The following is a 9,412-nucleotide window of genomic DNA, read 5'->3' as shown; positions in this document are numbered from 1 at the left end:
CCCCCCCCCCCCCCCCCCCCCCCCCCCCCCCCCCCCCCCCCCCCCCCCCCCGCCGTACTTGCCGGGCGGTCCGCCGGGGTGCCGGGCGTGCGGCGCGTCGGGCCGGCGCCCTCGCCCGCCGCCGGGCCGCCGGGGCGCTTGGCCGGGCCGCTGCCGGTGCCCGTGCCTGCGGCCGGGTCGTCCGGGGTGCGTCCCGCCGGGCCCCGGCCGCCGGAGGCGTTCGTGCCCCAGGTGATGCCGCCGGTCGCGGCCCGCGTGCCGGGGCCGGACCCCTGCGGGTCGCCCGAGTCGGCGCCCGGCGCGGTACGCGGCTTCCGCTGCGGCAGCCGCGCCCTGTCCTGACCCTGGCCCTGATCCGGACCCTGACTCAGACCCTGCCCCTGCCCCTGACTCCGACCCTGGCCCTGCGCCTGTCCGCCCCTGCCCTCGGCCTTCGGCCGGGCCTGCCGGTCCTGCCGGGCCTGCCGGGCCTGCCGGTCCTGGGCCTGGGGGAGCGCCTTCGTCTCCGCCCGGCCCTCGTCCTCGGCGGACGCCCGGTCCTCGGCGCGCCCCCCGGACCGTCCCGCCGACGCGGACGCCGACGCGGACGCGGACGCCGAGGCGGACGGCGTGCCGGCCTGTGTCCGGTCCTCGGCCGGACCCTGCGCCCGACCCCGTTCACGGCCCCGGCCCCCGTCCCCGCCCCGGCGGTCGCGTTCCTGGCCCTGGCCGTCGCCCTGCTCCCGAGCCTCCGGCTCGGACGATCCCGGCTGCGGCTGCGCCTCCTCGGCCCCGGGCTGTGCCTTGGCCTTCGGCTGCGGCTCGTCGCTCATGTCGTGCACGGACTCCTGTTTTCACGTCGTACGTCGCCGTACGCCCTCATGCGCTTCTGCGCCCCCGGATGAAGACTCGCGTACCGAGCGTTCCGTTCCCGTTTCCGGGCATCTGGTCCGGAAAATGCGTGGCACGTCACGCCGCGTGCGCACTAGGCTCCTGCGCTTCGTGTCGGTGGACCTTCGGGAGGCGTGACGTGGGCGCTGGGCGGTTGTACGCGGCCGTCGCGGCGGGGGGATTCAGACGGTACGCGACCTATCGTGCGGCCACGTTGGCCGGGGTGTTCACCAACACGGTCTTCGGCCTGATCCTCGTGTACACCTACCTCGCGCTGTGGGACGTCCGGCCGCACCTCGGCGGCTACGACCGCACCCAGGCCGTCACCTTCGTCTGGCTGGGGCAGGCGTTCCTGTCGACGCTCGCGATCGGCGGGGGCGGCGTCGAGGACGAACTGATGGAGCGCATCCGCACGGGGGACATCGCCGTCGATCTGTACCGGCCGGCCGACCTCCAGCTGTGGTGGCTCTCGGCCGACCTGGGCCGGGCCGTGTTCCAGCTGGTGGGGCGCGGGGTGGTGCCGTTCGTGTTCGGCGCGCTGTTCTTCCCGGCCGCGCTGCCCTCGGACCCGGTGACCTGGCTGGCGTTCGCCGGCACGCTGCCGCTGGCGATGCTGGTGAGCTTCGGCATCCGCTTCCTGGTGGCGCTGAGCGCGTTCTGGCTGCTGGACGGGACGGGCGTGGTGCAGATGGCGTGGCTGGCCGGGTACTTCTGCTCGGGGATGCTGCTGCCGCTGAACGTCTTCCCGGGCGCCCTCGGCGAGACGGTGCGGGCGCTGCCCTGGTCGTCGATGCTCCAGGCCCCGGCGGACGTGCTGCTCGGGCACGCGGACCCGCTCGCCACGTACGCCTTCCAGGGCGCGTGGGCGGTGGCGCTGCTGGCGGCCGGGCGGCTGGTGCAGTCGCTGGCGACGCGGCGGGTGGTGGTGCAGGGTGGCTGACCTCCCCGGCCTCACCGACGTCCCCGGCCTCCCCGGCCCGACCGGCTTCACCGACCCGACCGGCTTCACCCGGACGGAGCAACGCGGGCGGCTGCGCGAGGGCCTGCGGGCGTACCGCCTGATCGCCGCCATGTGGATCCGCTCCACGATGGCCTACCGGGTCTCGTTCCTGATGACCACGGTCGGCAACTTCGCGGCGAGCGGACTCGACTTCGCGGCGATCCTGCTGATGTTCTCGCGGGTGGACGCGCTCGGCGGCTACAGCCTGCCCGAGGTGGCGTTCCTGTACGGGCTGACCACCGTCTCCTTCGGCCTGGCCGACCTAGCGATCGGGTCGATGGACCGGCTGGGGCGGCGGGTGCGCGACGGCACGCTGGACATGCTGCTGGTCCGCCCGGCGCCGGTGCTCGCGCAGGTCGCCGCGGACCGTTTCGCGCTGCGCCGGCTGGGCCGGGTCACCCAGGGCCTGCTGGTGACGGGCTACGCGCTGTCCCGCCTCGACCTGCACTGGACGCTGCCCAAGCTGCTGCTGATGCCGGTGATGCTGCTGAGCGGCGGCGGGATCTTCTGCGCGGTGTTCGTCGCGGGGGCGGCCTTCCAGTTCGCCGCGCAGGACGCCTCCGAGGTGCAGAACGCGTTCACGTACGGCGGGACCACGCTGTTGCAGTACCCGCCGACCGTGTTCGCCAAGGAGCTGGTGCGCGGGGTGACGTACGTCCTGCCGCTGGCCTTCGTCAACTGGCTGCCCGCCGCGTACGTGCTCGGGCGGCCGTATCCGCTGGGGCTGCCGGCCTGGACGGCGTTCGCCTCGCCGCTGGTCGCGGCGGCCTGCTGCGCGCTGGCGGGACTCGCCTGGCGGGCGGGCCTGCGGTCGTACCGGAGCACGGGAAGCTGAGGGGAGCTGACGGGACGTATGCCGATGGACGGGCCGACGGAGGAACGGGACGGCGGGCCCGGGGAGGACTCCCTGGGGGCGCGCCGCCCCGGAGGGGACGGGCCCGGGGCGCGCCGCCCCGGAGGGGACGGGGCTGGCGGGGACGGACCCGGCGGGGAGGGCCTCGGCGGGGAGGGCCTCGGGAGGGGCGGTCCCGGTGGGGCGCCCGGCGGGGCGTTCATCGAGCTGGACCGGGTCGAGAAGGTCTTCGACGTGCGCAAGAGGACCGGGTTCCTCAGGAGCGAGCGGCGGCGGGTGCGGGCGGTCGACGCGCTCTCGTTCACGGTGGCGCGCGGCGAGATGGTCGGCTACATCGGGCCGAACGGCGCGGGCAAGTCCACGACGATCAAGATGCTGACCGGCATCCTCACGCCGAGCGGCGGCCGGCTGCGCGTCGCGGGCATCGACCCCTCGCGGGAGCGGACCCGGCTCGCGCGGCGCATCGGCGTGGTGTTCGGGCAGCGTACGACGTTGTGGTGGGATCTGCCGCTGATCGACTCCTACCGGCTGATGCACCGCATGTACCGCATCCCCGACGCCCGTTACCGCGAGAACCTCGACCGCTGCGTCCAACTCCTCGAACTGGCCGACCTGCTGGACGTTCCCGTACGGCAGCTCTCGCTCGGCCAGCGGATGCGCGGCGACATCGCGGCGGCCCTGCTGCACGACCCGGAGGTGCTCTACCTCGACGAGCCGACCATCGGCCTGGACGTGATCAGCAAGGCCAAGGTCCGCGGCTTCCTGCGGGACCTGAACGCCGAGCGCGGCACGACGGTGCTGCTCACCACCCACGACCTCCAGGACATCGAGCAGTTGTGCTCGCGCGTGATGGTCATCGACCACGGCCGCCTGATGTACGACGGCCCGCTGGCCGGGCTGCACGAGGCGGGCGAGAGCGAACGGACCCTGGTGGTGGACCTGGAGCGGGAACTGCCGCCGATCGAGCTGCCGACGGCGCGCGTGGTGCGGGTGGAGGGGCCGCGCCAGTGGCTGGCCTTCCCGGCGGGCAGCTCGGCGGCCCCGCTGGTGGCGCTGATCGCCGAGCGCTACCCGCTGGTGGACCTGTCGGTGCGCGAGCCGGACATCGAGGCCGTGATCGCCCGGATGTACGGCCGCCCGGCCCCGAACGCGGCCGAGGGCGCGGTCTCGTAGCCTGAGGCGCGGCGAACTCGTAGGCTGCTGTGCATGACCGATGCCGTGTCCTCCGCGTCCCCCGAGGGAGGCGACCAGCAGCGTCCGGCGCCGCCGGCCGCCCGGCCCGATCCCCAGCAGTTGCGCGCCTCCGACGCCGACCGTGAACGAGTCGCCGAGGTCCTGCGGGACGCGCTCGCCGAAGGACGCCTGGACATGGCGGAGTTCGAGGAGCGGCTGGAGGCGACGTACAGCGCGCGCACCTACGGGGAGCTGGCGCCGATCACCAGCGACCTGCCGGCCGCCGGCACCGTGACGGCCCCCGTGGCCCAGCCGGTCTCGCTGCTCAAGGAGCCGGCCGGCAGCGGGACTTGGCTGAGCCGGGTCACCGGGGGCGAGGGCTCGTCGTCGTGGGCGGTCGCCGTGATGTCCGGGTTCCAGCGCAAGGGCGCCTGGACCGTGCCGAAGCGGTTCGACTGCGTCGCCTTCTGGGGCGGCGGCGAGATCGATCTGCGCGAGGCGAACTTCGCCGACCGCGAGGTCGTGATCAACTGCGTGGCGATCATGGGCGGGGTGAACGTGATCGTGCCGCCCGGCGTCGAGGTCGTGGTGCGCGGCATCGGCGTCATGGGCGGCTTCGACCACCGCGAGGAGGGCGAGCCGGGGGAGCCGGGCGCCCCGCGCGTGATCATCACCGGCTTCGCGTTCTGGGGCGGCGTGGGCGTCGAGCGCAAGCTCACCCGCGCCGAGCGGCAGGCGCGGAAGGAGGCCCGCCGCCAGGAGAAGCTGGAGCGCCGGGCCGACCGCCGCGAACTGCACGCGGGACGCCACGAGGACCACTGGGACCAGCACCGCGAGCGCCTCGAACGCCATCTGGACGAGCACCGCGACCGTATCGAGGAGCGCCTGGAGGAGCACCGCGAGCGCCGCGAGGAGCGGTGGGAGCGGCACCGCGAGCGACGGGAACGCCAGCGGGACCGCTGGGAGGACCGCGGCCGGCGCGGCGGCCGGCACTACTAGGGCGTGTGTCGGAAGTGCTCTAGGTTGGCTGACGTGAGTGGGCGGGGGCGAAGTTATCGATATGTCGGGCCGGTCGAGCTGAAGACTGCCGTTCGGCCTGGTGACGGCGGGCGTCGGATCGGCTCGGCAGCTGACTTCGGCGGCTGGCTCGTAGAGCAATCGGCGGCGGAGCTGGCCGAACCGTTCACCTTCGTGGTCGGTATGGACGGTGTGCTTCGGCTGGCGCCGCGGCGAAGCGAGCACGTGGCCTGTGCCGGCGGAGACATGGTCCTCAGTGCCGGCGAGATCAGCTTCACGCGCGAGGCAGGCCGGTGGACCGTGCGCGAGGTCAGCAACCAATCCACCGGGTACTGCCCGGACGGCACCTCCTGGGCCGAGGTCGCCCGCGCTCTGGACGCTGTAGAGCTTCAGCGGCCCTCTGGCTTCACCCACGAGGTGGTGTTCCGGCGGTGCCCCGACTGCCAGGAGCACAACATCGTCCGCGAGGACGACTTCGTCTGCGTCTTCTGCGGCGGCGATCTGCCCGCGGCGTGGAACGTGGATCCCGCCGCGTGACGACCGAGGGTCACAGCCACTCGCTGATGGCGGCGACGAGGACGGTCGCCTCATAGCGGACGGCGAGCTTGTCGTCGCGCGTGGCCACGGCCCGATGGCGCTTGACTCGGTTGATCCCGCACTCGACCGCGTGGCGCTCGCGGTAGTCCGCCGGGTCGAAGCGCGGCGGCCGGCCGCCGCGGGAGCCGAGCTTTCGGCGGTTGCGTGCCTGGTCGGCCTTGTCCGGGATGGTGCGGCGGATCCCGCGGCGGCGCAGGTAGGCGCGATTCTTCCGGGAGGCGTACGCCTTGTCCGCCCGCACCCGGTCGGGACGAACGCGTGATCGGCCCGGCCCGATGCGGGGCACACGAACCTTCTCCAGCACGGGTTCGAACTGCGGCGAGTCTCCCCGTTGCCCGGCCGTCACCACGATCGCCATGGGCTTCGCGCCCCCGGCACCTGCTGCCCTTTTCTTCCGCTGTCCGCCTTTTCGTCCCCGTCCTCTTCCCTCTCCACGCGCCTCTTCCGGGTGATACCGGGAACTCCTGTTCCGTTCCGGGAGTAGGTCAGGTGGGGACAATTGGGCGCAGACGTACGCGGGACGTGTGCGGGAACGCGGAACGGGTGGAGCGGATGGAACGAAGGACACAGGCCGGCCCCGGCCCGGACCGCCCGGAGACGGCGCGGCCCGGCCGGCGCACGGGGGCGACGGCCGCACCGGCGCCGGAGGCCGGGCCGCGGGGGCAGGGGCCAGAGGGGCAGGGGCCGGAGGGGCAGGGGCCACAGTCCGATGGGCACGGCTCGGGGCCCGGATCGTACGGCCCGGGGTCCGGCTCCGGAGGCCTGGGGTCCGGCCCGGAGGGCGGTGCGGGCGCGGCGGACGCCGGGACGGCCTCCCGCCGCGCGATGACCGTGTTCAGCCCCGCCGACGAGGAGCGCCGGCGCGGAGTGCGCCGGATGAAGCTGACCGCGACGGGGCTGCTGCTGTTCGTGGCGGTGGTCTACGTCCTCGCCAAGGTCGCGCAGCACAGCGGCGCCGGCGCCTGGGCGGGCTATGTCGCGGCGGCCGCCGAGGCGGGCATGGTGGGCGCGCTGGCCGACTGGTTCGCGGTCACCGCCCTCTTCCGCCACCCGCTCGGCCTGCCCATCCCGCACACCGCGATCATCCCGACCAAGAAGGACCAGCTCGGCGTCTCGCTGGGCGAGTTCGTCGGCGAGAACTTCCTCTCCGAGGACGTCGTGCGCCAGCGGCTGCGCGCGGTCGGCATCGGCGGTCGGCTGGGCGTCTGGCTCGCCCGTCCGGAGCACGCCGACCGGGTGACGGCCGAGCTGGCCACGGCGCTGCGCGGCGCGCTCACGGTGCTGCGCGACTCCGACGTCCAGGCGGTGGTCGGCGAGGCGATCACCCGCCGGGCGGCCGTGCAGGAGATCGCGCCCGGCCTCGGCAAGATGCTGGAGCGGATCGTCGCCGACGGCGGCCACAGACGCGTCGTGGACCTGGTGGTCTCCCGTGCGCACGACTGGCTGGTGCTGCACGGCGACTCCGTGATGGACGCCGTGCAGGGCGGTGCGCCCGGCTGGACCCCGAGGTTCGTGGACCGCAAGGTGGGCGAGCGGGTCTACCGGGAGCTGCTGCGCTTCGTCACCGAGATGCGGGACATGCCGGGCCACCCCGCGCGCGGGGCGCTCGACCGCTTCCTCGGCGACTTCGCCGCCGACCTCCAGTCCGACAGCGAGACGCGGGCGCGGGTCGAGCGGCTCAAGGGGGAGGTGCTGGGCCGCGGCGAGGTGCAGGACCTGATCGCCTCCGCCTGGACCGCCGTACGGTCGATGATCGTCGCCGCGGCGGAGGACGAGCACAGCGAGCTGCGGCAGCGCGTGCGGGCCTCGCTGCTGTCCCTGGGCAACCGGATGGCGGAGGACCCCAAGGCGCAAGGCAAGGTGGACCGCTGGGTGGAGGGCGCGGCGGTGTACGTGGTGACGACGTACCGCCGGGAGATCACCTCCCTGATCACGGACACGGTGGCGGGCTGGGACGCCGAGCACACCACCCGCAAGATCGAGGCCCACATCGGCCGCGACCTGCAGTTCATCCGCATCAACGGCACGGTGGTGGGCTCACTGGCGGGCCTGCTGATCTATACGGTGTCGCGGCTGCTGGGGGCGTAGGGCGGCAGCCGCCTGCTCCCTGGGGCCGGGGTGCGGGGGGTACGTCCTGGAGTGTGGCCGGGGTGCGGGGGGTACGTCCTGGAGTGTGGCCGGGGTGCGGGGGGTACGTCCTGGAGTGTGGCCGGGGTGTGGGCGTACGTCCTGGAGCGTGGCCGGGGTGCGGGGCATCGGAGTGGGCGGGCCGCGCGCGTGGCGTGATCGGGCCGCTTCGGGGGCACTCGCATGGCGTTCCGCTCGACGAGGAGGGAGCCCATGGCCACTGCTGAGGCCGCTGCCGGCCGTACCGTGACCACGAACATCCCCGCCAGACTCGACCGCCTGCCGTGGTCGCGCTGGCACTGGACGATCGTCATCGGTCTCGGCACGGTGTGGATCCTGGACGGCCTGGAGGTCACGGTCGTCGGCAACATCGCCAGCCGGCTGTCGGAGCCCGGCAGCGGACTGTCGATCAGCTCCGGGCAGGTCACCGGCGTCGCCGCCGCCCTGTACGTGGCGGGCGCCTGCGTCGGCGCCCTGTTCTGGGGCCGGCTGACCGACCGCTACGGCCGCAAGAAGCTGTTCATGATCACCCTGGCGGTGTACCTGGCCGCCACGGCCCTGACGGCGATCTCCTTCGACGCCTGGTGGTTCTTCCTCTTCCGCTTCCTGACCGGCTTCGGCATCGGCGGCGAGTACGCGGCCATCAACTCCGCGATCGACGAGCTGATCCCGGCCGAGCACCGGGGCCGCGTGGACCTGATCATCAACGGCAGCTTCTGGATCGGCGCGGTCGGCGGTTCACTGCTGTCGATCCTCGCGCTGAACACCGACTTCCTGGCCGCGAACGTGGGCTGGCGGCTGACGTTCGCGCTCGGCGCCGTCCTCGCGCTGGTGATCCTGCTGGTACGGCGGCACGTCCCGGAGAGCCCGCGGTGGCTGCTGATCCACGGCCGGGACGGCGAGGCCGAGGAGGTGGTCTCCGGCATCGAACGCGAGGTCGAGCGGGAGCAGGGCAAGCCGCTGCCCGAGCCGCACGGCGAGATCACCATCCACCAGCGCCGCAGCGTCTCGTTCCTGGAGATCGGCCGCACGATCTTCGCCGACTACCCCAGGCGCGCGGTGCTCGGCTTCTCCCTCTTCATCGGCCAGGCGTTCCTCTACAACGCCATCACCTTCGGCTTCGGCGCGATCCTGACCAAGTTCTTCGACGTGCCCTCCGGCCACACCGGCTACTACTTCGCGGTGATCGCGGTCGGCAACTTCCTGGGCCCGCTGCTGCTGGGCAGGCTGTTCGACACGGTGGGCCGCCGGGTGATGATCTCCTCCACCTACCTCCTCTCCGGCCTGCTGCTCTTCGGCACGGCCTGGCTGTTCGACCGCGGTTCGCTGAGCGCGACGACGCTGACGGCGTGCTGGTGCGCGGTGCTGTTCTTCGCCTCGGCGGGCGCCTCCAGCGCGTACCTGACCGTCTCGGAGATCTTCCCGATGGAGACCAGGGCGATGTCCATCGCCTTCTTCTACGCCCTCGGCACCGCGGCCGGCGGCATCAGCGGCCCGATGCTCTTCGCCGACCTCACCGGCACCGGCAAGGTCGGCGACACGGTCCTCGCCTTCCAGATCGGCGCGGGCCTGATGTGCGCGGCGGGCCTGGTGGCCGCGTTCCTCGCGGTCAACGCGGAACGCCGCTCGCTGGAGGACATCGCCACGCCGCTGACGGCGGTGCCGGAGAAGGCGGGCGCGGCGGCGCGAGGGGGCGGCGCCGCCACCCGTGACGCGACGCCGCCGCCACCGTCGTCGTCGTCCGCGGCCTGAGGGGCCGGCGGCGGCGCGCGGAG

The 9,412-nt window shown here is 73.7% G+C and carries 8 protein-coding genes; 7 read left to right on the top strand and 1 reads right to left on the bottom strand.

The annotated features are described in order from the left end of the window. The first annotated feature begins 1,009 nt into the window (after nt 1-1,009). The 5 genes from K7787_RS30870 (at nt 1,010) to K7787_RS30850 (ending at nt 5,450) form a co-directional block, all read left to right on the top strand. Nucleotides 1,010-1,810 carry an ABC transporter permease gene (locus K7787_RS30870; protein WP_164389632.1) on the top strand — a complete coding sequence of 267 codons (801 nt, stop codon included), beginning with the start codon at nt 1,010-1,012 and terminating at the stop codon, nt 1,808-1,810. Next, nucleotides 1,803-2,705: an ABC transporter permease gene (locus tag K7787_RS30865; RefSeq protein ID WP_372456712.1), complete on the top strand. Its 903-nt coding sequence runs from the start codon at nt 1,803-1,805 to the stop codon at nt 2,703-2,705. Before K7787_RS30870 ends, K7787_RS30865 begins: the two co-directional genes overlap by 8 nt. 219 nt (nt 2,706-2,924) lie before the next feature. Next, on the top strand, nt 2,925-3,896 hold the full coding sequence (locus K7787_RS30860) for an ABC transporter ATP-binding protein (RefSeq protein ID WP_043261749.1): 972 nt from the start codon (nt 2,925-2,927) through the stop codon (nt 3,894-3,896). 33 nt (nt 3,897-3,929) lie between these two features. Beyond that, nucleotides 3,930-4,895, top strand: coding sequence for a DUF1707 SHOCT-like domain-containing protein (locus tag K7787_RS30855; protein ID WP_247721458.1), 966 nt, complete (start codon nt 3,930-3,932; stop codon nt 4,893-4,895). Between the two features lie 33 nt (nt 4,896-4,928). Beyond that, nucleotides 4,929-5,450 carry a hypothetical protein gene (locus K7787_RS30850; protein WP_223003654.1) on the top strand — a complete coding sequence of 174 codons (522 nt, stop codon included), beginning with the start codon at nt 4,929-4,931 and terminating at the stop codon, nt 5,448-5,450. Between the two features lie 10 nt (nt 5,451-5,460). Here the strand turns inward: K7787_RS30850 and K7787_RS30845 are convergent, their stop codons facing one another. Beyond that, nucleotides 5,461-6,078 carry a transposase gene (locus K7787_RS30845; protein WP_308036504.1) on the bottom strand — a complete coding sequence of 206 codons (618 nt, stop codon included), beginning with the start codon at nt 6,076-6,078 and terminating at the stop codon, nt 5,461-5,463. Nucleotides 6,079-6,335: 257 nt separating this feature from the next. Between K7787_RS30845 and K7787_RS30840 the strand changes: the two genes are divergently transcribed. After that, on the top strand, nt 6,336-7,598 hold the full coding sequence (locus K7787_RS30840) for a DUF445 domain-containing protein (RefSeq protein ID WP_164389626.1): 1,263 nt from the start codon (nt 6,336-6,338) through the stop codon (nt 7,596-7,598). 252 nt (nt 7,599-7,850) lie between these two features. After that, nucleotides 7,851-9,389 carry an MFS transporter gene (locus K7787_RS30835; protein WP_009188821.1) on the top strand — a complete coding sequence of 513 codons (1,539 nt, stop codon included), beginning with the start codon at nt 7,851-7,853 and terminating at the stop codon, nt 9,387-9,389. Nucleotides 9,390-9,412 lie beyond the last annotated feature (23 nt).

The organism is Streptomyces sennicomposti, from assembly GCF_019890635.1.
In the GTDB taxonomy this organism is placed as follows: domain Bacteria; phylum Actinomycetota; class Actinomycetes; order Streptomycetales; family Streptomycetaceae; genus Streptomyces; species Streptomyces sennicomposti.
The sequence above is the reverse complement of the archived record's forward strand: the minus strand, read 5'-3'. Positions and strand labels throughout refer to the sequence as shown.